Raw genomic sequence first — 23,670 nt, 5'->3', positions numbered from 1 at the left:
TAACATGGAATCACCGGTTTTGATAACTACTTCTTTTTTATTACTTTTCTTTTTCTAAAAAGATAATTCCCGGTGCCGGATTTTGATTACTGTCTTTTTCTGTCTTTTTCTCTTTCTCATACTCCGACAGTGCCTTCAATGCCTGTCCCCCCATAAGATACAGCATTCCGATATTAAATATCGTCATCAGTCCGATTCCCACATCGCCTAAATCCCATACGAAGGTATAGGTTGCAATTCCGCCGATAAAAAGCATAATCAGTGCAACGACTTTATAAAGGGTCTGCCAGATCCATTTATCTCCAAATAAATATGCCACATTGCTTCTGGCATAAAACAATATTCCAAGAAATGTGGAAAAGCTGAACAGAAATAAGGTCAGTGCAATAAAGATAACTCCGAATCTGCCCAGATGATACTGCATGGTGGACTGCAGCAAATCCATACCAGCTTTTCCTGCAATTATCTTTTCCGGTGCAATAAGCATAATCATAGCGGTACAACTGCAAATGATAATCGTATCGATAAATACGCCCAATGCCTGTGTCAGTCCCGCACGTACCGGATTATCGCATTCCGCTGCTGCCGCTGCACAAGGTGCAGAACCGGAACCTGCTTCATTAGAAAACAGTCCTCTCTTAACTCCATTCATAAGCACTGCTCCAAATCCACCGGATACTACCTGCCGGATACCAAATGCCTCTTCAAAAATCCTGCCAAATACGCCCGGAATACTGCGGAAATTTACGATAATAATAAATAATGTAATAAAGAAATAGCACACTGCCATAATCGGTACTATCATATCCAATACTTTTACAGTTGCATTTTTCCGCAATACAATCACCGCCGCAACTGCCACCAGTACAATTGTTGTATACAAAGGTGGAATATGAAATGCATTTTCAAAAGAAGATACCACCGAATTACTGATTACCTGGCTGATTCCACACCAGCAAATCAGACCGGATATGGCAAATAACACTGCCATCAGCACATGTTTTTTCTTCTTTCCAAGCTTTTCTTCAAAAAAATGATGGATATAATATGCCGGACCACCGCGGTAACCGCCATACAGCGGATCTTTTTCCTTATGCAGCTGTGCCAGAGTTGCTTCAATAAACGCTGTAGCAGAACCGATCAGCGCTGTAATCCACATCCAGAATACCGCTCCGGCTCCACCTGCCGACACTGCTGCAACTACACCTACCAGATTTCCCATTCCCACACGGGTTGCCGTGGACACAATCAGCGTCTGAAAAGTTGACAGACTGTCTTTATGCTCCTTCTTTGCTACCAGTGCCCGCACCATATCCGGGAACAGTCTTATCTGTAAAAACTTTGTCCGAATCGTAAAATAAATTCCTGTCGGAATCAACAGAATAATCAGCAGTGAAATGCCAAGACTTCCTCCCCCCGGAAGCGGAATTTTAATCCAGTCTCCCCATAAAAATGAATACACTTTTTCAATAATTGAAACTACCATTATAAAATACCTTTCTCTCTTCGTAATAACCTTATTGTGGTATTTTAACATTTAATTTCACATTTGGCTATCATAATGTGACAACTCTTTTTCTATCCAGGTCATAATCACATCCACCAGATAAGCCTGCTGCACCTGACTCAGTTCTTTTCCTGCATCAACTTCTCATATTTTAACTGATAATCGATTAATCTTGGAATATATTCCGGCGGAGTCCGTCTTGCAGCCTCCCAATCCTCAAGAGTACGAACAGGAATGCGTGTTTTTACAACAAGACTGGTCTTGCCGCTTCCATTTTTTCCACTGATAAATAACCGTTTACTCTTGCCTGCAGCTTCGAAAGCTCCACATAATCTCTCCACAGTTCAAGATTTGCCTTGAATTCTTCCGATAAATCCAAGTTTCCAGTCCGTATCAATAGTGAAAGAAACATTTTCGAGTAACATATAGCCTCCTATCTGTCGCCAAATAGTGGTTATGTCCTGTCAGCAGCAATTTCTTATCATATGCTTATTAATTGCAACAAAAAAGAGTGGTCATGAGAACATAATCCACTTTTGGCAACATGAATTAGCGGTATGTTTACTGCAATTAAAATCTTCATGCTCTCAAAAGTCGATTATATTCTCATTAGACACTCTCCCTTCAAGATCAAATTCAGGGTTGGTACACGGCAGGGTGGGGTGGTTGTCAATGATGGAAAACGGGGCTTTTTCCTATAAGTCAATTATATATATCGATGATTCTATTTTACCGGATAAACCAACTGTAATCCTTGCGGCAGTCAAGAATTGTATCCACATACACTGTGTCATCTTCAATTTGATAAAGAACCAGATACCACTTTGCCACAAACATCTTATGATATTTATTTGGTGGTATGTAAGTTTCTTCAAAGAAAGGAAATCTCTGTGGCATACTTTCTAAGGAACGCATTGCTGTCATCAGTTCTTTCTTTTTTGCAATCGCAGCTTCCTTATTAACCTGTGCCACAAAACGTATGTGCGTCCCTAACATTCTCTTTGCCCGTTCAGAAACAATTACTCTATATTTTTTATCTGCCATACACTATACCTCTTTCATCATATCATCAAGGTATATATCCAATTCATCAAGAGTACAGCCTTCTCTTCCTGCCATTCTGTCTTCCTCAACAGCAAGCAACTCTTCCCGTAATTTCAGCATTTTTTCCCGGCGATTGTAAGTTTCAATATCCATAACAACCAAATCTCCCTCGCCATTCTTTGTCAGGAATACCGGTTCTGCCGTTTCACGACACATATCGGCAATCTCATTATAATTTTGACGAATTGCTGCAGACGGACGAATATTCATATTGCCACCTCCCTGGAAATGTTGTGATAGTAATATTCTAACTATATTTTACTCATTTTATACAATGGAGTCAATGTCTTCACTTATAAAGTTTTTTCAAAATGCCCTGCTCTATACCGAAAAGTTAAGGGATTTGCACCACTCCTTCCATAACATCTAATCCTCTCACTCAGTTTGCGCTATCTAATCTGAAGTCACAACCTGGCACTTATTTATCTTTTCGTGTCATCGATACAATATTTTCTATATGATACGTCCACGGGAACATATCCACCGGCTGGCACCGCTCCACCCGGTAGCCGTGGCTTATAAGATACTTCAGGTCCCGTGCCTGGGTGACTGGATTGCAGGAAATATAGACCACACGCTTTGGAGAAAGCTGTAGCAGTGAAGATAGGAAAGCCTCATCACTTCCGGCACGAGGCGGATCCATGAATACCACATCGGCAGTTTCACCCTGTGCTGCCATTTTGACCATGAATTCTCCGGCATCCTCATTGTAAAATGTGATATTTTTCATGTTATTGCGCTTCGCATTGGTAATGGCATCACGTACCGCATCACGATTCACTTCCACGCCAATGACAGAGCCGGCTTTGCCTGCTGCTGCCATGCCAATGGTACCAATGCCGCAATATGCGTCGATTACCTTTTCTTTTCCGGTCAGTCCGGCAAACTCAATGGCTTTGCCATAAAGGATTTCTGTCTGCACCGGATTCACCTGATAGAATGAAGATGGAGAAATGCGGAAACGAAGTCCACACAACTCGTCCTCGATAAATCCTTTTCCATAAATAGTAATATTCCGCTCCCCTAAGACAACGCTGGTGCGCCGGTCATTCACATTTACCACCACCGTTGTAACTTCCGGATGCTTTTCACGAAGTGCTTTTACAAAATTGTTTTTTGACGGCAGAATTGGGGATGCCAGCACCAGAACAACCATAACTTCGCCAGTACGGAAACCTCTTCTTACCAGAACATGGCGCAGCAATCCATACCCGCTGTCCTCGTCATATACTTTTATTTTAAAAGAGCGAAGCATTCCACGAATATCATAAATGATGCTGTCTGCAATCTTATCCTCAATCTGACATTCATCAATCTTTACCACTGAATGTGTTCCCTGCTGATATGCCCCGGAAATCACTGTTCCGTTTTTCAACCGCTGAAATGTAGCATTGACCTTGTTCCGATAATGAAATGGCTCCTGCATTCCGATAACCGGCTCCACTTTTCCAAAGCTGCCTAAAAGCTCTTTTACTTCCCGATGTTTCTTGTTGAGCTGCTTTTCATAATCCATTCCCTGATACTGGCAGCCGCCACATTTTTTTGCAAGATCACATTCTCCCGGTGGGCAGATGTGTTTTTCCGGACGTTCCGATTTTGAACCATGCTGCTTTTTTGCATTTTCCTTTTTTCTAAATTTATTGTTCTCTTCTGGCTTTCTCATTTCCTGTACCGTTCCTTATTTTTTCAAATACTATACTATATTTTAGTTTAACGCATTTAGCAGCCTTTTTCTATGGTTATTGCAGAAATATTTTCATAAATGAATTAAAATAAAATGCGAAATAATGGCACCTGCTGGGCCTGCTACTTGCAGCTTCTTACAAATACACAAAAACGCCGATACAGGCTGTACCGACGTTCCTTCAGCATTTCACACTATTTAATTTTTTCAGTCAAACTGCAATCATCTCTTTTTGTAAAGAAGTAATTCCGGATTTTCGCCATTTTCCTACCAGTGCATTTAATTTTTCAACCTTAGGAAGCCCGTCTATGTGAAGTTCATTTATTTCCTTTATTAGCTGTTGCTTAAACTCCTCAAACTCTCCATTGTCGCTAAGTTCATCATATTTTTTCCAATAATCTAACTTTGGGAGCATTTCTTTCATATATGCGCGCGCCTGCTCCTCTGTAAAATCATCGCTTACCATGTTTTTAACGCATATGTCGATTAATTCATCCATATCGTTATAGGTATATGTTCCGTTGGCTCATTCTGGGACATTCCTCTTTGTGCACGAAGTTCCAGAATAATATTTTTTGTCTCCATCGTTGCTACCTCCTTTATCCATATCATACCGGTAAATTCAGTTTCAGAAAAGCAACTTACTGTTGCTGTACGATAAGGCAACTAAAACTTTAGATGCAAAATACACTATATAGCGGAACTGATTTTATTCCTTTTGCCATCCCAAAATTTCTTGTTGAAATCCGGATTGCATACGAAGGATTATATTTTTCCATATAAACCATCATGCTTTTGGCTTTTACATGGTTACCAGCCTTACACTCTACCGGAATAACGTGACTTTCTTTTTGTATCAGGAAATCCACTTCCGCCGTATTATCAGACTCCCAATAATGAAGATCATAACCATTTGTTTTCAAAGCAATTGCAACATAGTTTTCTGTCAGTATGCCACGAAAATGCTCTGTTTCCATGCTTTGTAATGCTTCCAACGTCATTCCTATTCTTGCAGACATAATACCCATATCACTGTAATATAATTTGAATGCACTTACATCCTGATATGCCGCAACCGGATAAAATCCCTGACTGCACTTCATGCATTTATTCACAATTCCAGCCCGAATCAGCCAATCAATTGCATCTCCATATTGAGATGCCCGTGCTCCTGATTTTATCAACTTGTATTGAAATTTTTTTGCATCTTTTGCCAACTGTGCCGGCAGGGAATCATACACTCCAAAAATACGCACGGTGTCCGTCTGATTTGCATATTTTGTCATGTCTGCAATATAAGAATTTAACAGCATCTGACGAATTTCCGTCTGCTCCAATGGACTGTCTTTTGCAAGGTCTGCCTTTACTGCTGCCGGCATTCCTCCCACGATGCAATAATGATAAAATTCCTGCAAAGCTTCCTCGTGCAATATCTCATCTAACGGCTGATTATTTTCATAATGTTCCCGTATGGTATCCGAAAGCATCTGCTTTCCCTTAGCCCACAATACCTCTTCCAAATCCATCGGGTACATGGTAACCATCTGAACTTTTCCTACCGGAAATGAATATTTTTCACGGTTGACTGCTACACCCAGCAGACTTCCGGCAGCTATTACATGGTATTCCGGTGTCTCTTCTGAAAAATATTTTAAAGAAGTTAATGCTCTTTCACACATCTGTATCTCGTCAAAAATAATGAGCGTATTTTCCGGTACAATCTTTACCTGATAATATTTTTCTAATATGGCGATGATATAATCTGCATGAATATCTGTATCAAAATACTTCCCAATTCTTTCGTCCGTTTCAAAATTTACATAGACTGTATTTTTATAATATAATGCTCCAAATTCACGCATTTCAAACGTTTTTCCAACTTGTCTTGCACCATAAATAAGTAACGGCATTCTGCTTTTTTTCATATTTTTCCATTCATATAATTTAGCAGTTATTTTACGCTTCATGTGTGTGCTCTCTCCCTTCTTTAAAATATCATCGCGTCTTTTAATGTATTATATTACATTTTTCCATACGAATCAACGTGTTTTTGCACACAAAAAAGTGGCAATCCACTTAGGACCTGCCACTTTCAAAAATTTTTACATCTCATCAACAACCTGGAACACATAGAACTTCAGATAATAGGATTCGTCCGCCGCCCAGAGAATCGGATGATCCGGTGCCTGGGTGCGGAATTCCACCTGACGCAGACGCTTGTGGACGCTGTGAGCTGCCTGTCCGATTGTCTTGGTAAACAACTCATACGTCATAAAATGGGAGCAGGAACAGGTTGCAAGAAATCCACCATTTTTCACAAGCTTCATGGCACGAAGATTAATCTCGCGATAGCCCTTGATGGCATTTTTAACAGAATTTCTGGACTTGGTAAATGCCGGCGGGTCTAAGATTACCACATCATATTTTTCGCCTGCTTCCTCTAATTCCGGCAGCAGTTCAAAGACATCCCTGCACAGGAATTTTACCGTGCCGGAAAGACCGTTCAATGCTGCATTTTCTTCTGCCTGATGTACGGCAAGTTCCGAAGCATCCACTCCGGTGACTTCTTTTGCTCCGGCAATTCCAGCATTTAATGCAAAGGAGCCGGTATGGGTAAAGCAGTCTAACACTCTTGCATCCTTACATAATTTCTGAATGGCAAGACGGTTGTATTTCTGGTCTAAGAAAAATCCGGTCTTCTGACCATCCTTTACATCTACGATATAATGCACACCATTTTCTACAATTTCCACATTGGTATCAAATGTTTCTCCGATAAAGTCCTTCTTAAGCTCCATGCCTTCCTGCTTGCGGACTTTTGCATCACTCCGCTCATATACGCCGCGGATTGTAATGCCGTCCTCTGCCAAAATTTCCTTTAAACACTTTACAATAAGCTCTTTGTAACGGTCGATGCCAAGTGCTAAGGACTGCACTACCAGCACATCCGAAAACTTATCGATAACCAGTCCCGGCAGGAAATCTGCCTCTCCAAATACCACGCGACAGGATGAGATGTCTACCGTCTTTTTCCGGTATTCCCATGCCTGCTGCAATCGTGTCCGGAAAAATGCTTCATCAATAACTGTATCTTCTTTTCTGCTGAAAAGGCGCACCCGGATTTTGGAATTGCGGTTGATAAATCCAATGCCCATCGGATATCCGTCAAAATCGTGTACCAGCACCAGATCTCCGTTTTCAAATGTTCCCATGACACTTTCTATTTCATTATCGAAAATCCACATGCCACCGGATTTTACCATTCTTCCTTCGCCTTTTTTCAATGTTACAACTGCACTCATGTTAGTCCTCCTTCGTAACCTCTTTCTTATAATTTACCACAAATATACCAATGCATACCAGTATCAGGGCAATCACACTTTTGATGCCTGCTGCCTGCTCTTTTTCTCCCAAAAGCCATGCAGAAAGAATCACACCAAACACCGGGTTCATAAATCCAAATACCGCTACACGGGAAATCGGATTGTATTTTAATAAAATGCCCCACAGCGTGTATGCGACGGCAGAAATGCATGCCATGTAAAACAGCAGCCCAAAGGATGATGCCGTAAATCCGCTCACCCGTCCACCTGCTGCAAAGCCGCACAATGCCATAATAATTCCACCCACCAGGAACTGGTATCCACTCAGCATGACAGGATTTTCGGATTTGGAATACCGCTTTAACAACACGGAAGAAAATGCATACGCTACCGTTGACAGGAAAATAAATCCTTCTCCGGTCACGCTCATATGAAAATCAAATCCGCTGCTTCCCATATTTACCAGTGCCACGCCTGCAAATCCAATGATACAGCCTGCTATTTTCCGCGTCGATAATTTTTCCTGATGGAATAAAAGACTTGCTACCAGAATTGCCACGAATACATTTAATGCTTCAATAATGGACGCTTTTACCCCGGAGGTGTGCGCCAGTCCGATATAGAAAAGCAGGTACTGTCCCACAGTCTGCAAACTGCTTAATTTAAAAACTTTTCCAAGAGAGCCATTTGTCGGACGCAGAAACTGTCTGCTTCCGATACTTCCCAATATTATTGTTAAAATTCCCGCCAGCGTAAACCGATAGCCGGCATACAGAATCTGGGACGCCACCTCATCCGATGCAATGTACATCATCTGATAGCCGATTTTAATACACGGAAATGCACTGCCCCACAACAGGCAGCACACCAATGCTCCCAGCCAGACTACGATGGTTTTCTGCATGAATTTTTCTTTTGTTTCCATTTCTTTCATCCTTTTCTCAAGCTTTCTCTTTTCTTCTCGTTCTTGTCTCATTTCATCATAGACACCAGTGCCGGCTCTGTCAAATAAATTCTGTCCCTACTGATATACTTTTTCCCTGAAATATGCGATAATAAATATGTTTGTATAGGTGCTTGCGAAAGGAGATGATTTGATGATAACAATAAGCCTTTGCATGATTGTAAAAAACGAGGAGCAGGTTCTCTCCCGCTGTCTGGATTCACTCGCCGGTCTGATGGATGAAATCATTATCGTGGATACCGGCTCTTGCGACCGCACCAGGGAAATTGCTGCCCGCTATACCGATAAAATCTATGACTATATCTGGAAGGATGACTTTGCAGATGCCAGAAATTTTGCTTTTTCCAAAGCTTCCATGGAATACATTTATACCGCAGATGCAGATGAAGTCTTAGATGATGAGAACCGGGAACAGTTCCGGCTTTTAAAAGAAGCCATGGTTCCGGAGGTCGAAATTGTACAGATGAAATATGTGACCAAAAATGAATTTAATACGGTGCTTAACTTTAAAGAAGAATACCGTCCGAAGCTCTACCGGAGACTCCGTACCTTTACCTGGATTGACCCGATTCACGAAACGGTGCGCTTAGACCCGGTTGTCTTTGACAGTGATATTGCTATTACGCATCTTCCGCAGTCCCTGCACAGCAGCCGTGATTTCAAAGGCTTCTTACTGGCATTTGACCGGGACGGACGGCTTTCCGAAAAATTGCACCGGATGTATGCCAAAGAGCTCCTCATGACCGGGGAGAAAGAAGATTTCATTGCCGCCGCAAAAGTATTTCTTGCTACCCTGCAGGATGAAACCGCTTCTGGGGATGCCCGCAAGGAAGCCGGCTGTATCTTAAGCCGCTGCTACCGGATTACCGGAAATGTCAATGAATTTTTCAAGCTGGCACTGAAGGATATGATTACTACCCCTTGTGCAGAAATCTGCTGCGAATTGGGAAATTATTTTTTTGACGCAGAAGATTATGATGAAGCAGCCGTGTGGTACTACAACGCAGCCTTTGAAACTGCCAGCATTCTTGATGTCCATACCAGTGGAAATATTCCGCTGAACGGACTGGCTGACTGCTATGAAAAATCCGGGAATGCAGCCCAGGCGGAAGAATATAGAAATGCAGCCAGACAATGGCAGCTCCCAGACGATAATTCTTAGTCCCTTCGACTTGAATAATCATGTACGAAGTGGTACTATGATAATAATTTAACAGACAAAATATACAGGAGGTTTTTCATGGATTACACACAGGAATATAAACAGAAATTAGTCTCCGCAGATGAGGCTGTCAAAGTCATCAAATCCGGTGACTGGGTAGATTATGGATGGTGTACCGGAACTCCGGATGCACTGGATAAAGCCCTTGCAAAACGTACGGATGAATTAAAGGATGTCAACTTAAGAGGTGGTATTCTGTTAAAACCGTTAGCTGTCTTCGAACGTGAAGATGCCGGCGAACACTTTACCTGGAACTCCTGGCATATGTCCGGAATCGAGCGTAAATATATCAACCGTGGTTTTTCTTACTACGCTCCAATCCGTTATTCCGAGCTTCCAAGATACTATCGTGACTCCGCTACTCCGGATGATGTAGCAATGTTCCAGGTTGCTCCAATGGACAAACATGGATATTTTAACTTTGGACCAAACGCTTCTCATATGATGGCAGTTTGCGAGACTTCCAAGAAAGTTATCGTTGAAGTAAATAAAAATATGCCTCGCTGCTTAGGCGGATTTGAAAACAGCATCCATATTTCCGATGTTGATTTCATCGTAGAAGGCGAGAATCCGGCTATCGGTGAATTAGGTGGTGGCGGAGCTGCTACTGAAATCGATCAGGCAGTTGCAAAATTAATCGTAGATGAGATTCCAAATGGTGCATGTCTCCAGCTTGGTATCGGTGGAATGCCAAATGCTGTTGGTTCCATGATTGCAGAATCTGATTTGAAAGATTTAGGTGTACATACCGAAATGTACGTTGATGCATTCGTTGATATTGCAAAAGCAGGAAAAATCAACGGTTCCAAGAAAAACATCGACCGTTTCCGTCAGACCTATGGTTTCGGTGCAGGAACTCAGAAAATGTATGACTACTTAGATGAAAACCCGGAACTTATGAGTGCTCCGGTAAGCTATACAAATGATATCCGTTCCATTTCCGCACTGGATAACTTTATTTCCATTAACAATGCAGTAAATGTAGACCTCTTCGGTCAGGTAAATGCAGAGTCTGCTGGAATCAAACACATCAGTGGTGCCGGCGGACAGTTAGACTTCGTTCTGGGTGCATACCTTTCTAATGGTGGTAAGAGCTTCATCTGCTGTTCTTCTACCTTTACAACCAGGGATGGTCAGTTGAAATCCCGTATCCTTCCTACCTTAGATCCAGGATCTATCGTAACTGATACCCGTGCCAACATCCACTATCTGGTAACAGAATATGGTAAAGTCAACTTAAAGGGACTTTCTACCTGGCAGAAATGTGAAGCAATTATCTCTGTCGCACATCCGGACTTCCGTGATGAATTAATCGCAGATGCAGAGAAAATGCATATCTGGAGAAGAAGCAACAAATAACTACGTAACTTTTAAAAATCCCATGGGATTATCCCATGGGATTTTTGCAATATGATAGGTGGAACCCTTATGATTCTGTCCATAAATGCACACAATTTTCATGTTATCTCTTTTTCCTCTCTTCCACAGATACTGCGATAAATTTCCCAGATTAAAAATCCGGAAAGCGGACCTAAAATAACACCGGCTGTTCCATATATTTTCAGACCTGCATAAATACTGATAATAACCGCCAGCGGATGCACGCCCAGCCCTCTTCCCATAAGCCTTGGCTCCATAAATTCCCGGATAAAGGTACTCAATATAAACAGTATACCATATATCACTGCCGCAAAATACTTTCCACGAAATAAATCGATAATCAGCCATGGAATAAAGACAAGTCCTGTTCCAATAAAAGGCAGTGCATCACTCATGCCAATCAGTACTCCCGCCAGAATGGCATAAGAATTTCCGGTAAGGAACAGACCTGCTATACATACGCCACTGATTAATGCCAATATAATAAGCTGTGCCTTAAGATATGTTCCACCGGCATGACACATATTTTGAAATATCCGTCCGCCCCAGGAATAAAAGCTGCTTTTTCTCCAACGCTGCACCAGATTATCATAATCACAGAGTATCAGTACTGCCGCCACAACAGTTACAATGCAGATGCCAAAGAATGCTGCCAGTCCCCGCAAAGATGCCAGCGAGCCATTCATCATTGCCGGAATCAGCTTCGTTTCTGCCTGACTGCTGACATATGCCGCACAGTTTTTTCCCCACTGCACCATTGTCTCTGCTTTCATGCCGGTGATTTCCGCAACCCGCTCACAGCAACTGCACCAGAGCGTATCTGCTTTTCCAAATAATTCCGGATAATTCGTTATCAATGATGCTAGCTCGCAGATTCCCTTGTATACAAGATAGCCCATCGGCAGAAAAATCACAGCCAGCAGCAACAACACTGCCGCCGTACTTACAATTCCTTTTGGAAACTTTGTTTTCTCTGACAGAAAAGCTACTGGTTTACATAATGTTCTTGCAATAAGGATTGCCAGTAAAAAAGGAATTACAATCGGCAGTGCGAAACGCATTCCCAAATATACTGCAACTGTAATCCCTGCTAAATATATAATCTTTTTTATAAGTTGTCTTGTTTTTCCAGTCATACCATCAGTATGTGGCATCCCGGACTTTTTTATGTATTATAAATCTGAAAATAAATGAAATGCCTGACCTTCCGGTGTTATCTGAAACTGCATCTTCTTTTTGCTTGTGGGATGCAGAAATTCCAGCCGATAAGAACAAAGTGCCAGTGGAATCGACCTCATTCCCGGCAGACTTTCATTCTTCCTTCCATACTTTCTATCTCCCACCAATGGCCAGCCATGATGCGACATCTGCACACGGATCTGGTGATGCCGCCCGGTTTCTAATTTTACTTCAAGAAGACTGATTTCTTCCGCAGCTTCAGTTTTTTCCGATGTTCCATCCGCTGTACCCGCTCCTGAAGCAGCTTTACCATCTCTGCCATCTCTATCATCAAGCGTACTATATTGAAGCACCCGATAGGTTAACGCCGCCCGCTTTGCATCTGCGGTTCCCTGTTTTACGACAGAAGAAGTATTACTTCTGCCGTCCTTCTTAAGGAAGTCGGTAAGCTGTCCTTCTTTCGGTTCTGCTTTTCCATATACCACTGTCAGATAATATTTTCCAAAACCATTTTTCTGTATCTGCCGGTTCAGCTCTGCTGTAGCTTCTTTGGTCTTTCCAAAGACCATTACGCCTTCCACCGGCTGGTCTAAGCGATGGATGATTCCAATAAAGGGAGTCTCTCCTTTTGCAGCAAGATAATTCCGAAGCAGGCTCTCCATATCCTGCTCGCCCATACGCTTCGTCTGCACTGCAATCCCTGCCGGTTTTATACAGACAAGCAGCTTGCCATCCTCATATAAAATATGTTCTGCAATCTTATACATATACTTTTTCCTGCATCTCCTGTGCATTTTCTAATTGTAAAAATAAAGCTGAATTTGTTTTTACATAAATTTTAATACATACAAAGTCAACAATAATAGCTGCCGCAATAAGTAAAGCAAATAACAATGCCACCGGATTAGCTGCTACCAGACCATTTATAATTTAAATCTGTATCCTACCCCCCAGATTGTCTCGATATACTGAGGCTTTGCGGTATCCATTTCAATTTTCTCACGAATCTTTTTGATATGTACCGTTACGGTTGCGATATCACCAACGGATTCCATATCCCAGATTTCTTTAAACAGTTCTTCCTTGGTAAATACATGATTCGGATTCTGTGCTAAGAATACCAGTAAATCAAATTCCTTTGTGGTAAATGCTTTTTCCTCGCCATTTACCCAGACGCGGCGGGCTGTCTTATCAATCTTGATTCCACGAATCTCAATAATATCATTTTCCTGCACATTGCTGCCAATCAGTCTTTCATAACGGGCAAGGTGTGCCTTTACTCTCGCTACCAGCTCGCTTGGGGAGAATGGTTTTGTGATATAATCATCTGCGCCTAGTCCCAGTCCGCGAATCTTGTCAATATCGTCCTTCTTGGCAGATACCATAAGAATCGGTGTATTCTTTACTTCACGAATACGTTTGCAGATTTCGAAGCCGTCCATGCCCGGAAGCATCAGGTCTAAGATATACATGTCAAAATCAGATGCCAGTGCTTTCTCCAAACCCCTTGCTCCATCACTTTCGATTTCGACGTCGAAACCGCTTAACTCTAAATAATCCTTCTCCAGTTCTGCAATTGAAACCTCATCTTCAATAATCAATACTTTACTCATTTGGAACCTCCTGATATTTTCTCAGTACAAAATACATGATTGTACCTGTTTCTTCTTTACTGGTTGCCCATATCTTTCCGCCATGGTCTTCAATAATTTTACGGACAATGGATAAACCGATACCACTTCCGCCGGTTGCAGAATTTCTTGAAGTATCTGCCCGGAAGAACCGGTCAAAGATATATGGCAGGTCTTTCTTTGCAATTCCTTTTCCATTATCTTCTATCTCTACCTGGATAAAATCACCCACATCCTTTACACGAATATTGATAAAGCCCTTCGGCTTATCCAGATATTTGATGGAATTATTAATAATATTATGAATGACACGCTTTAACTGCTCCGGGTCTGCAATAATCTGCACATCATCCCCGGCGTAATTAAAATACGATAAACCAATATTTTTTGCCTCTAAATCCAGGCCGATTTCTTCTACGCAGTCATCGAAATATTCCATTACATTTATCTTGCTAAAATTATATGGAATTCGATTAGTATCAATCTTTGAATAAAGTGTCAGCTCATTTAATAGTAAATCCATCTCATTGGCTTTATTATAAATGGTCTTGATATATTTATCCCTTTTTTCCGGCGTATCTGCCACACCATCCATCAGACCTTCCGAATAACCTTTCACAGCAGTAATCGGGGTCTTTAAATCGTGGGCAATATTACTGATTAAAACACGGTTTTCTTTCTCTGATGCCAGCTTCTCTTCTGCAGAATCTTTCAGTCTCTGCCGCATCTCTTCGAAGTTCCGGCACAGCTCGCCAATTTCATCATTGCTGTCTATTTCCAAAGTAAAATCAAGGTTTCCCTCTTTGATATTCTGGGTTGCCATCTCTAACTTCTTAATCGGAGTAATGATGCTCCGGTAATTCCATATGGTAAGCATACCTGCCGTCAACAAAAGTATCAATAACACAGAAATAATAATATCTATCAGAAGTTCCTTCATTTCCGGCACGAGTGATTTAATAGATGTAATTACAAACAACGTTCCTTCCGAACCATCCGAAAAATCAAAGTCAATCCGCTTAATCATTTCCTGTTTATCACTGTCAATGAAATAGCCGGTCTCTCCCCCTGTCTTTGTATCCATGTAATCCGGCAGATTTTCCGGAACCGTATTCAAATCATTCGTTCCCACATAGACTTCTTCATTATCCCTCATGACAATCAGGTAGGAGTTTTTCCCCTGCAGAGTCTCATTAACCTGCATTAAATATTTCATGTCCAGGAATTTGTCCGGGTCGCTTTCCGCTGTATCCAGTAACTTCTGACAACTGTCCTTTGTCACCCGGTTCCACATCTGCACCGTATTGGTCAGATAACTAATATTTCCATCTTCCACCTGATAGGTGTTGGCAATATCTCTTAACTGAAAATAACGGAATCCACACATTGCCAACGCGGCCAATGTCACCGGCACAAATATGATAATACAAAATGATATAATCAGCTTTGTCCTTAGTTTCATTCTCAAGCCTCCAGTTTTTCATAATCATAGTATACCACATGCAGTCTCTTTTCCCATGAAAATTCTGAGAATTATTCTAAAGAATTTATAAATTATTTTCCAACCACCCAAAACTCTTTGCTGGTTTTCTCATTAAAACTACGAGAAACACGCTTTGCGAGTTTCTCGAGTTATCGCGGTGCTCGCCAAATCTGCATGCAAGCATGCGATTTTTCTCGCTACTCGCGTAAATACCAAAAGACCTCTTTCCGGCATTTCAATCATTTCCCTTAAGAAATAAATCTTTTCCGAAAAGAGGTCTTTCTTCTTTATACTATTCTGGAATCTATTCCAATATTATAAGTGTTTCTTTAATTCATCAACTTTGTCCAACGCTTCCCATGGAAGTGCAACATCGGTTCTTCCAAAGTGACCATATGCTGCTGTCGGGCGATAAATCGGTCTGCGTAAATCAAGCATCTTGATAATTCCTGCCGGACGAAGGTCAAAGTTCTCACGGATAATTTCTACTAATTTCTCATCAGAAACTTTTCCGGTACCAAAAGTATCAACCATAACAGAAGTAGGCTGTGCTACACCGATTGCATAAGATAACTGAATCTCACAACGCTCTGCAAGACCTGCTGCTACTAAGTTCTTAGCAACGTAACGTGCTGCATATGCTGCTGAACGGTCAACCTTGGTGCAATCCTTACCGGAGAATGCTCCGCCGCCGTGACGGGCGTATCCACCGTATGTATCTACGATAATTTTACGTCCGGTAAGACCTGCATCACCGTGTGGTCCACCGATTACGAAACGTCCGGTTGGGTTGATGAAAAATTTAGTATTCTCATCAACTAATTCCTTTGGAAGGACTGGGTCAAAAACATATTTCTTAATATCCTCATGAATCTGTTCCTGAGTTACATCCTCGTCATGCTGTGTAGAAAGTACAACTGCCTCTAATCTCTTTGGTTTTCCAGCCTCATCATACTCTACAGAAACCTGTGATTTTCCATCTGGTCTTAAGTATTTTAAAGTACCATCTTTACGAACTTTGGTTAACTGTAATGCCAGTTTGTGAGCTAAAGAAATCGGATATGGCATATATTCCGGTGTCTCGTTGGTTGCATAACCAAACATCATACCCTGATCTCCGGCACCGATTGCTTCAATCTCCTCATCGGTCATTTTATTTTCTTTTGCTTCCAAAGCCTTGTCAACACCCATTGCAATATCCGGTGACTGCTGGTCTAATGCTACCATAACAGCACAGGTATGTCCGTCAAATCCGGTTTCTGCATGGTCATAACCGATTTCATTTACAGTATTTCTTACAATTGCAGGAATGTCTAATTTTGCCTTTGTAGTAATCTCTCCTGTTACAAGTACAAATCCGGTACAGCTTGCTGTCTCACAGGCAACACGGCTCATTGGATCCTCTGCCATACATGCGTCAAGAATTGCATCTGAAATCGCATCACACATTTTGTCTGGATGTCCTTCTGTTACGGACTCTGATGTGAATAATCTTTTTTCCATCGTTTTCTCCTCTCGTTTTGTTGATTCCCTTATTAAGTATCTGGTGGGTGCGCTTGGCTCCTCTTTCTTCCAGACCTTTTTTCGCTGCTCGCGTAAAATAAAAAAAAAACCGCTTACATCATAAGCGGACCCGATAACGGTAAAGATAATCAAATCCTCTTATTGTTCGACTTGCTCGCTCAGGTTGGCACCTTCCTTATGCTGTGGGGTTGCCGTGACTTCATTGATCCTATGTATCTCCATCACTCTGAATAAGAGAAATTACAATATTGAATTTTCAAATCTCTATGGGAGAGAATACACCTATTATATCGAAATGTCAAGCACCATATTTTCTCATCAACAGAGAAAACATTCCTTATTACTTTTTGTATCCTTTTGACAAATTTTACCGGTTTTTGCTGTTAAGATTGACATTTTTAGCAAAAAGAATATACTTAAATAGGAATATAATTGTGATTTGTTCTATCATAATTATAAAATCCATCCAGAACGAGGACCACATGCATGAAAGAATATCAGACAAAAGATTTGTTACCAGGTATGGTTACAGCAATTCCTGTCCGCACCAAGCGTGGACAGCTTATTATTAATCCGAATGTAGAACTTACGCGTACCCTGATTTCCAGACTGGAATTTTATGGCATCGCCAGTGTGCAGATTACAGAAAATAAACAGGTCGCTGCTCCAATGGAAACGCCAAAGGATCCGGCATATTTTCCTGCCAAAAGCCCTGTTTCTGCACCAAGTCCGGTTTCTGATGCTTCTTACTCACAGAAGCTCAAAAGTTCTCCGGAATTCCAGCGTTTTCAGGTGGATTTCACCCTGCGTTCCCAGGATTTAAAGAACTGTTTTGATGCTTACCTTTCCGATGGAGGAACCGTAAACAAAGAAGAGCTTTTATCAAAGACCATTTCTTTAGTAAGTCCAAAGCAGACCACTCTGGATGTCTTTGATATGTTACATAATATGCGTCAGGTCAACGACAGCACCTATGCACACAGTCTGAATGTTGCCATCATCTCCCGTATTATCGGAAAATGGCTGCATTTTTCCAATGAAGAATTAGACACTCTCACCCTTGCCGGTCTGCTTCATGACATCGGTAAGACAAAAATTCCGGATGAGGTCTTAAATAAAGACGGAAAATTAACAGATGAAGAATTTCAGATGATTCGTAATCATCCGAAATATGGCTACGATATTTTAAAATCCCAGCCATTAAATTCCCATATTAAAAAGGCAGCTCTCATGCACCATGAACGTTGCGATGGTTCCGGTTATCCAATGGGGCTTACCATGGAAGAAATCGATGACTATGCACTCATCATTGCGATTGCCGATGTTTACGATGCCATGACAGCAGCACGCTCCTATCGTGCTCCCCTTTGTCCGTTTGAGGTAATCGCCGAATTTGAAAAAGACGGTCTGCAGAAATATAAGCCAAAGTATATTCTGACCTTCTTAGAGAATATTGCCAATGCATACCAGAACAACCGGGTTATGTTAAGTGATGGTACTTCCGCCCGCATTGTTTTATTGAATCATCGTCGTCTTTCCAAGCCACTGGTTCAGTTAGATGATGGAGCCTGTATTGACCTTGAGAAAAGTCCTTTATATATCAAAGCAATCATATAAAAAGAATGTGCCTTGGCACATTCTAGCGCCTGCGGCGGTCGCTTGCGACATCTGCCTTATACGCCGCAATGCGCATCCTCGCGGAGCGTTTTATACTTTACAGGAAAGCAATTTCCTGTAAAGTATAAAAGATATCTGATAACTATGCCTCATTTGCAGCATATTTACCAAATATCTTTTTTTGGTTATGATAACGCTTTTTAACACTTCTGTCTCATTGCAATATTCATATTAGTATTTATATTCAGAACTTTCTATATTGTGATGCTCTTATCTTATGATACTTTCAATGTGAATTTCTGGATTTCTTTCTCGGAGCTTACTTTTTCAATCATTGCACCAAGGGAAGCTAATTTCTCTTCAAAATGTTCATATCCACGTTCAATATAATAAATATCATCTACAATGGTGATGCCTTCTGCTGCAAGACCTGCAATTACAAGGGCTGCACCTGCTCTTAAATCCGGAGCACTGACTCTTGCACCTGTGTATTTTTCAACACCGGTAATAATTGCAATATTGCTCTCTACTTTCACCTGTGCACCCATACGGGTCAGTTCATCTACATATTTGAAACGGTTTTCAAAAATACTTTCTGTTACGGTACTTGTTCCTTCTGCTAATGCTAAAAGCACCGACATCTGTGGCTGCATATCTGTTGGAAAGCCAGGATACGGCAAAGTAGTTACCTGGGTATGATGCAATGGCTTGCTGGATACCACACGTACTGCATCATCAAATTCTTCCACTTCACAACCAATTTCAATTAATTTTGCTGTGGTTGCCTCTAAATGCTTGGGAATAACATTTTTAACAGTTACATCACCTTTGGTTGCAGCCGCTGCAAACATAAAAGTTCCTGCTTCAATCTGATCCGGAATAATAGAATATTCTGTTTTATGAAGCTTCTCTACACCCACAATACGGATGACATCTGTTCCTGCACCACGGATATTTGCTCCCATGCTGTTTAAGAAGTTTGCTACATCTACGACATGTGGCTCCTTAGCTGCATTTTCAATAATAGTCTTTCCCTCTGCCATGGATGCCGCCATCATAATGTTGATGGTTGCTCCTACAGAAACTTTATCTAAATAAATATGGTTTCCCACCAGATGCTCTGCAGTAGCAGAAATTAACCCATGCTGAATATCAACATCGGCTCCTAACGCACGGAAACCTTTCAGATGAAGGTCAATCGGACGGGTTCCGATTGCACAGCCACCCGGAAAAGCCACTTCTGCTTTCTTATATTTACCAAGTAATGCTCCTAACAGATAGTAAGAAGCTCTGATTTTATTAATATATTCATAGTCCACGCTCAAATCATGAATCAGTGAACCATTAATCTTTACCCTATGTTCTCCAAGACGCTCTATCTTAGCACCAATTCCCTCCATGGCACTTAATAACACATTAATATCACGAACGTTTGGTAAATTATCTATTATTACGGTCTCATCCGTCATAATTGCTGCCGCAAGAATTCCCAGTGCAGCATTCTTAGCTCCACCAATCTCAACTTCGCCAACCAAAGGATTTCCACCTTTAATCACATACTGTTCCATCTCGCACCTCTATGCTTAGATTCCCTACAAAATTGCAAACAAAATATTATAGTAACTTATTTCCTCTTTTGTCAAGTATTTCTCGTACCTCAAAAGAATTATCTACAATAGTATTATTATATTATATATTCACTAACTTGTAAATCGAAATTAATTCAGATAGTTCACCGGATTTACCTGGGAGCCATTAATTAATATCTCAAAATGCACATGCGGACCTGTAGAACGCCCCGTACTTCCGCTTAATGCGATAACTTCACCCTGCGATACGCTCTGTCCTGCTTTTACCAGTAATTTACTGTTATGCGCATATCGTGTCATTCTTCCATCCGGATGGCTGATTAAGACACAGTTGCCATAACCGGAAACATAACCAGCACTGACTACTACACCATTGCTGGATGCAAATACCTTGGTTCCGGTCGGACATGCCCAGTCAATTCCTTTATGCATTCTGCCCCATCTTCTTCCAAAACCGGAAGAAACTCTTCCGCCAATCAGCGGTTTAATGTAAGTTGGCGGTATCTTGGTTCCACGCTCAATAACTGCCGGCGTTGACTCTGTCAGTATGGTCTGGTGGATCATACTCCGCTCCGTCTCAATTCCATTCTCTGTTGTCACCACCATATTAACCTCGCGATGTCCGGTAGTTCCCTCTGCAAGCACCACTTCGTCGGTCGTATACCAGGAATCATTCGGTACAATCTCCGGCTCTGCGGTATAATCCTCTTCATATACTACGCCTTCGCTGATCCGTAAGCTGATGTCCGGCTGAGGCACCGACAGAATCAGTTCTTCACCGGCACTGATTACTGCATCTTCCCCGGACAATCCATTGAGTGCGATAATTGCTGCCACCGATGTATCATGCTCCTGTGCAATGACCGACAGACAGTCTCCCGGCTGTATCTCATATATTTTATTCGTTTCTTTCTCTTTTGTTACTTCTTCCACCGCGGCATCTATATCCGTCAGGGTGTCCGCTGCTACCAGATTGGTGAACACTTCCACATCCTGTGCAAATTCCATCGAAAGAATTCCGGTTTCATAATTATTTTCCCCGGGATTCTCCTGTGCATCGGAAAGATAGGTCCCAAGCTGCTGCACAATACCGGCATCCGCAGAATCTTCTGTTTTTTCTGAATCACCTGTTTCTTTTAAGTTTGCAAGAAGCATTCCCTCCTGATGATCCGTTTCCTTTTTGAACTCTATCTCAAACCGATTGTCCGTATCCTGTTCTTCCTTCAAACGTCCTAAAAACGTTTCTACTTCATCTAAAGTTGCAAAAGAAAGCTGGTTTTCACCGGCACTTACCGTATATGCAAAGATTTCTCCGGAATTATCTTTCTTAAGCTCCTTTGTAATCTTTTCTTTTAATGCAGTTTCACTTAACAGCTTCTGAAATGGCTTATGGCTTTCTGTTGTCTCATAAAAAATCTCCTGCATCAGATAGCCTTCACTCTCTTTTGCCATTTGCCGCCGGCTTTCGTGTACTGCCTTTTCCACATCTGTCTTGCTGCTGACACAGCCTACCACTTTATTATTTACGGTTACCACAAAATAATTCTGTCCCAGTGAAAATTTCTGCAAAAGTACCACCAGTACCAGACAGACGAAAAATATGCCTGCTGCCCACATGCGGATACGAATCTTTTTATCGACTTTTCCAATTCTATTTAAAGTTGTTGATTTCTTTTTCTGCTCCTGCATCTTATCTGACTTCTTCATTTTATCTGATTCCTGTATCTTCACAGGTTCCTGTGCATTCCCTGGTATCTGCATCTTTTATTCCATCCCGAGTTTTTCTTTTACCACATCGATTGTTTCACGAATAGACAATCCCTCTTCACTTACGGTGATATCCGCATATTTTTCATAATATGCCGTTCTCTCATCATACAAATCTTTCAGGGTCTGTCCATCTTTTAATACTACACCGCGGTTCTTCAAATCACCAAGACGCTCTTCTAATGTCTCATAAGATACACTCAGATAAAGTACGGTTGCAATTTCTTTATAATGCTCCATGGCTTTTGCACAATATACTGCACTGCCTCCTGTGGCAATGACTGCTTTATGGCCTTCTATGCTGCTGTTTACCTCATCCTCAATCTCAAGAAATCCTTCTGTTCCATGCTCTGCAATCAGCTCACACAAAAGCTTTCCAGTCTGCTGCTGGATGACTAAATCTGCATCCACAAAATTATAGCCTAATGCCTTCGCCAATACGACACCTACAGTACTTTTTCCTACGCCCGGCATTCCGATTAATACGATATTGTCTTTCATTCCATACTCCTGTATCTATGTGATAGAAAAGAAGCAGAAAAATAAATTTTCTGCTTCTCTATGTTCTTGTCACTTTGTAATTTCTGCAATTATTCTGTTGCTGCCTCTGATGCTGTCTCTGTCTCACTTACAGATTCTGTTTCTGTATCTGTTTTCTTGATGGTATAGAGCTTATCAAAGTTAACAGCTGCCCATACATCATCATTTACCGTCCATTCTTTTTCTTCCTTGTAGCTGTCGCATACTTCCGTATATTTATCGGACTGACGCTGGGAAACAATTGTTTCTTTCTCTTTGTCGGTTGCATCACGGTCAAATTCACTGTCTAAGCGGATAACATAATATCCTTTTCCATCTACGGAAATCATGGAAGAAACTTCTCCCTCTTTTAACGCATCTGCTGCTGTAATAATGGATGCATCCATACTTCCGGTTGCTGTTCCATCTTCACCGATTTCATCACTGCCGTATGAATAAGTGCTTACAGTATATCCGTTGTCTGTTGCTGCTGCATCAAAATCGGTTTTCGCTTCTTCTGCGATTTTCTCTGCAGTTTTTTCTAATTCTGCCTTCTCATCATCGGTATATTCCACATAATTCTTGCTGTCATCATAATGTGCCTCGGTAGAAACCTTGATATAACTGAAGGTTCTCTGTGCCGCTTCTTCATCAGAAACTTCGGTATCTACAGTTGCAATGATTGCATTATGCATCTTCTTCTGAATCAGGTTCAGTCGAAGCATTTCTGCTACGTATTCTTTCTTGGCACCCATGGTCCTGATTGCTTCCTTACTGTTATCATCCATGAACTGCTGTGCCGCAGTATCAATATCAGAAAGCTCCTCATCCGTTATTTCCACACCATAGTCTTTCATATGGTCTTCTAAGAGATAATTGGTCTGTATCTGTGTCAGGATTCCATCTTTTACATTATCCTGCATAGTCTTACCGTTTCCGGATAAATCCTGTGACCACATATTTTCCTTAGCATATCCCATGGTAATATAGCTGTCATAGGATACTGCTGTATACTGTGCCATAAAGTTGGCAAGTCCAAGTGAAATCTCTTTATCTCCTAATGTAGCAACAACTGCATCTTCATCGATTCTGCTGCCACATCCTGTCATAGCTACGGAAGCTGCAGTAACAACCGCCAATGCAAGTGCTGTGAATTTCTTAAATCTCATATCACGTT

General features: G+C 41.4%; 22 protein-coding genes and 1 riboswitch. Of the genes, 3 read left to right on the top strand and 19 right to left on the bottom strand.

The features are described 5' to 3' along the window. Positions 1–40: 40 nt before the first annotated feature. The 9 genes from DWW33_RS05525 to DWW33_RS05480 all read right to left on the bottom strand — a co-directional run bounded on the left by DWW33_RS05525 (position 41) and on the right by DWW33_RS05480 (position 8,552). Positions 41–1,486, bottom strand: a complete 1,446-nt coding sequence (locus tag DWW33_RS05525) for an alanine/glycine:cation symporter family protein (protein WP_118056591.1) — start codon at positions 1,484–1,486, stop codon at positions 41–43. A 140-nt stretch (positions 1,487–1,626) separates the two neighbouring features. Then, entirely contained in the window at positions 1,627–1,848 is a 222-nt protein-coding gene (locus tag DWW33_RS15925; protein ID WP_243088548.1) for a transcriptional regulator, read from the bottom strand. Positions 1,849–2,236: 388 nt separating this feature from the next. Continuing rightward, positions 2,237–2,551, bottom strand: a complete 315-nt coding sequence (locus DWW33_RS05510; protein ID WP_118639024.1) for a type II toxin-antitoxin system RelE/ParE family toxin — start codon at positions 2,549–2,551, stop codon at positions 2,237–2,239. 3 nt (positions 2,552–2,554) lie between these two features. Continuing rightward, entirely contained in the window at positions 2,555–2,821 is a 267-nt protein-coding gene (locus DWW33_RS05505) for a type II toxin-antitoxin system Phd/YefM family antitoxin (protein ID WP_118639023.1), read from the bottom strand. Between the two features lie 208 nt (positions 2,822–3,029). Then, positions 3,030–4,274, bottom strand: coding sequence for a 23S rRNA (uracil(1939)-C(5))-methyltransferase RlmD (rlmD, locus tag DWW33_RS05500; protein WP_118639022.1), 1,245 nt, complete (start codon positions 4,272–4,274; stop codon positions 3,030–3,032). A gap of 232 nt (positions 4,275–4,506) precedes the next feature. After that, positions 4,507–4,761 (bottom strand): zinc ribbon domain-containing protein, encoded by a 255-nt coding sequence (locus tag DWW33_RS16125; protein WP_256385585.1) that lies wholly within the window; start codon positions 4,759–4,761, stop codon positions 4,507–4,509. A 208-nt stretch (positions 4,762–4,969) separates the two neighbouring features. Next, a complete protein-coding gene (locus tag DWW33_RS05490; RefSeq protein WP_118639021.1) occupies positions 4,970–6,262 on the bottom strand; it encodes an ATP-binding protein in 1,293 nt (430 codons plus the stop codon). Between the two features lie 135 nt (positions 6,263–6,397). Further along, the gene (locus tag DWW33_RS05485) at positions 6,398–7,597 is read right to left on the bottom strand and encodes a class I SAM-dependent rRNA methyltransferase (protein WP_118639020.1); all 1,200 of its coding nucleotides are present in this window, start codon (positions 7,595–7,597) and stop codon (positions 6,398–6,400) included. Between the two features lies 1 nt (position 7,598). Then, positions 7,599–8,552, bottom strand: a complete 954-nt coding sequence (locus DWW33_RS05480) for a DMT family transporter (protein ID WP_118639149.1) — start codon at positions 8,550–8,552, stop codon at positions 7,599–7,601. 163 nt (positions 8,553–8,715) lie between these two features. Here DWW33_RS05480 and DWW33_RS05475 point away from each other — a divergent pair, with 163 nt between their 5' ends. Together DWW33_RS05475 and DWW33_RS05470 are read left to right on the top strand one after the other, a co-directional pair. Then, a complete protein-coding gene (locus tag DWW33_RS05475) occupies positions 8,716–9,744 on the top strand; it encodes a glycosyltransferase family 2 protein (RefSeq protein ID WP_118639019.1) in 1,029 nt (342 codons plus the stop codon). Between the two features lie 78 nt (positions 9,745–9,822). Next, positions 9,823–11,163 (top strand): butyryl-CoA:acetate CoA-transferase, encoded by a 1,341-nt coding sequence (locus tag DWW33_RS05470; RefSeq protein ID WP_118639018.1) that lies wholly within the window; start codon positions 9,823–9,825, stop codon positions 11,161–11,163. A gap of 98 nt (positions 11,164–11,261) precedes the next feature. Here DWW33_RS05470 and DWW33_RS05465 read toward each other — a convergent pair whose 3' ends face one another. The 6 genes from DWW33_RS05465 to metK all read right to left on the bottom strand — a co-directional run bounded on the left by DWW33_RS05465 (position 11,262) and on the right by metK (position 16,980). Then, positions 11,262–12,338 (bottom strand): AI-2E family transporter, encoded by a 1,077-nt coding sequence (locus DWW33_RS05465; RefSeq protein WP_118639017.1) that lies wholly within the window; start codon positions 12,336–12,338, stop codon positions 11,262–11,264. A gap of 18 nt (positions 12,339–12,356) precedes the next feature. After that, the gene (locus DWW33_RS05460) at positions 12,357–13,130 is read right to left on the bottom strand and encodes an RluA family pseudouridine synthase (RefSeq protein ID WP_118639016.1); all 774 of its coding nucleotides are present in this window, start codon (positions 13,128–13,130) and stop codon (positions 12,357–12,359) included. Beyond that, a complete protein-coding gene (locus DWW33_RS15645; RefSeq protein ID WP_158564710.1) occupies positions 13,123–13,263 on the bottom strand; it encodes a hypothetical protein in 141 nt (46 codons plus the stop codon). Before DWW33_RS15645 ends, DWW33_RS05460 begins: the two co-directional genes overlap by 8 nt. A 23-nt stretch (positions 13,264–13,286) precedes the next feature. After that, complete coding sequence (locus tag DWW33_RS05455; protein WP_022243614.1) at positions 13,287–13,976, bottom strand: response regulator transcription factor; 690 nt, start codon at positions 13,974–13,976, stop codon at positions 13,287–13,289. Then, complete coding sequence (locus DWW33_RS05450) at positions 13,969–15,456, bottom strand: sensor histidine kinase (protein ID WP_117698662.1); 1,488 nt, start codon at positions 15,454–15,456, stop codon at positions 13,969–13,971. The genes DWW33_RS05455 and DWW33_RS05450 overlap by 8 nt, the downstream gene beginning before the upstream one ends. Before the next feature lie 336 nt (positions 15,457–15,792). Further along, positions 15,793–16,980: a methionine adenosyltransferase gene (gene metK / locus DWW33_RS05445; protein ID WP_022243616.1), complete on the bottom strand. Its 1,188-nt coding sequence runs from the start codon at positions 16,978–16,980 to the stop codon at positions 15,793–15,795. 156 nt (positions 16,981–17,136) lie between these two features. Continuing rightward, positions 17,137–17,238: riboswitch (SAM riboswitch) on the bottom strand. Between the two features lie 249 nt (positions 17,239–17,487). Here metK and DWW33_RS05440 point away from each other — a divergent pair. Continuing rightward, a complete protein-coding gene (locus DWW33_RS05440; protein ID WP_117841357.1) occupies positions 17,488–18,618 on the top strand; it encodes an HD-GYP domain-containing protein in 1,131 nt (376 codons plus the stop codon). A 275-nt stretch (positions 18,619–18,893) separates the two neighbouring features. Here DWW33_RS05440 and DWW33_RS05435 read toward each other — a convergent pair whose 3' ends face one another. From DWW33_RS05435 to DWW33_RS05420, 4 genes are all read right to left on the bottom strand, one after another. Then, on the bottom strand, positions 18,894–20,186 hold the full coding sequence (locus tag DWW33_RS05435; RefSeq protein WP_118639015.1) for a UDP-N-acetylglucosamine 1-carboxyvinyltransferase: 1,293 nt from the start codon (positions 20,184–20,186) through the stop codon (positions 18,894–18,896). A gap of 150 nt (positions 20,187–20,336) precedes the next feature. Next, entirely contained in the window at positions 20,337–21,968 is a 1,632-nt protein-coding gene (locus DWW33_RS05430) for a M23 family metallopeptidase (protein WP_243088547.1), read from the bottom strand. A gap of 3 nt (positions 21,969–21,971) precedes the next feature. Further along, entirely contained in the window at positions 21,972–22,475 is a 504-nt protein-coding gene (locus DWW33_RS05425) for a shikimate kinase (protein ID WP_118173092.1), read from the bottom strand. Between the two features lie 89 nt (positions 22,476–22,564). Next, on the bottom strand, positions 22,565–23,662 hold the full coding sequence (locus DWW33_RS05420; RefSeq protein WP_022243620.1) for a peptidyl-prolyl cis-trans isomerase: 1,098 nt from the start codon (positions 23,660–23,662) through the stop codon (positions 22,565–22,567). Positions 23,663–23,670 lie beyond the last annotated feature (8 nt).

The sequence above is a fragment of the Roseburia sp. AF15-21 genome, assembly GCF_003479505.1.
Taxonomy (GTDB): domain Bacteria; phylum Bacillota; class Clostridia; order Lachnospirales; family Lachnospiraceae; genus Roseburia_C; species Roseburia_C amylophila.
This window is presented reverse-complemented; position numbering and strand designations above follow the sequence as displayed.

What these genes read in the sequence shown, in the direction of transcription:
- DWW33_RS05525 (WP_118056591.1), bottom strand. Translation starts at nt 1,486, where the DNA reads ATGGTAGTTTCAATTATTGAAAAAGTGTATTCATTTTTATGGGGAGAC.
- DWW33_RS05510 (WP_118639024.1), bottom strand. Translation starts at nt 2,551, where the DNA reads ATGGCAGATAAAAAATATAGAGTAATTGTTTCTGAACGGGCAAAGAGA.
- DWW33_RS05505 (WP_118639023.1), bottom strand. Translation starts at nt 2,821, where the DNA reads ATGAATATTCGTCCGTCTGCAGCAATTCGTCAAAATTATAATGAGATT.
- rlmD (WP_118639022.1), bottom strand. Translation starts at nt 4,274, where the DNA reads ATGAGAAAGCCAGAAGAGAACAATAAATTTAGAAAAAAGGAAAATGCA.
- DWW33_RS16125 (WP_256385585.1), bottom strand. Translation starts at nt 4,761, where the DNA reads ATGGTAAGCGATGATTTTACAGAGGAGCAGGCGCGCGCATATATGAAA.
- DWW33_RS05490 (WP_118639021.1), bottom strand. Translation starts at nt 6,262, where the DNA reads ATGAAGCGTAAAATAACTGCTAAATTATATGAATGGAAAAATATGAAA.
- DWW33_RS05485 (WP_118639020.1), bottom strand. Translation starts at nt 7,597, where the DNA reads ATGAGTGCAGTTGTAACATTGAAAAAAGGCGAAGGAAGAATGGTAAAA.
- DWW33_RS05480 (WP_118639149.1), bottom strand. Translation starts at nt 8,552, where the DNA reads ATGAAAGAAATGGAAACAAAAGAAAAATTCATGCAGAAAACCATCGTA.
- DWW33_RS05475 (WP_118639019.1), top strand. Translation starts at nt 8,716, where the DNA reads ATGATAACAATAAGCCTTTGCATGATTGTAAAAAACGAGGAGCAGGTT.
- DWW33_RS05470 (WP_118639018.1), top strand. Translation starts at nt 9,823, where the DNA reads ATGGATTACACACAGGAATATAAACAGAAATTAGTCTCCGCAGATGAG.
- DWW33_RS05465 (WP_118639017.1), bottom strand. Translation starts at nt 12,338, where the DNA reads ATGCCACATACTGATGGTATGACTGGAAAAACAAGACAACTTATAAAA.
- DWW33_RS05460 (WP_118639016.1), bottom strand. Translation starts at nt 13,130, where the DNA reads ATGTATAAGATTGCAGAACATATTTTATATGAGGATGGCAAGCTGCTT.
- DWW33_RS05455 (WP_022243614.1), bottom strand. Translation starts at nt 13,976, where the DNA reads ATGAGTAAAGTATTGATTATTGAAGATGAGGTTTCAATTGCAGAACTG.
- DWW33_RS05450 (WP_117698662.1), bottom strand. Translation starts at nt 15,456, where the DNA reads ATGAAACTAAGGACAAAGCTGATTATATCATTTTGTATTATCATATTT.
- metK (WP_022243616.1), bottom strand. Translation starts at nt 16,980, where the DNA reads ATGGAAAAAAGATTATTCACATCAGAGTCCGTAACAGAAGGACATCCA.
- DWW33_RS05440 (WP_117841357.1), top strand. Translation starts at nt 17,488, where the DNA reads ATGAAAGAATATCAGACAAAAGATTTGTTACCAGGTATGGTTACAGCA.
- DWW33_RS05435 (WP_118639015.1), bottom strand. Translation starts at nt 20,186, where the DNA reads ATGGAACAGTATGTGATTAAAGGTGGAAATCCTTTGGTTGGCGAAGTT.
- DWW33_RS05430 (WP_243088547.1), bottom strand. Translation starts at nt 21,968, where the DNA reads ATGCAGATACCAGGGAATGCACAGGAACCTGTGAAGATACAGGAATCA.
- DWW33_RS05425 (WP_118173092.1), bottom strand. Translation starts at nt 22,475, where the DNA reads ATGAAAGACAATATCGTATTAATCGGAATGCCGGGCGTAGGAAAAAGT.
- DWW33_RS05420 (WP_022243620.1), bottom strand. Translation starts at nt 23,662, where the DNA reads ATGAGATTTAAGAAATTCACAGCACTTGCATTGGCGGTTGTTACTGCA.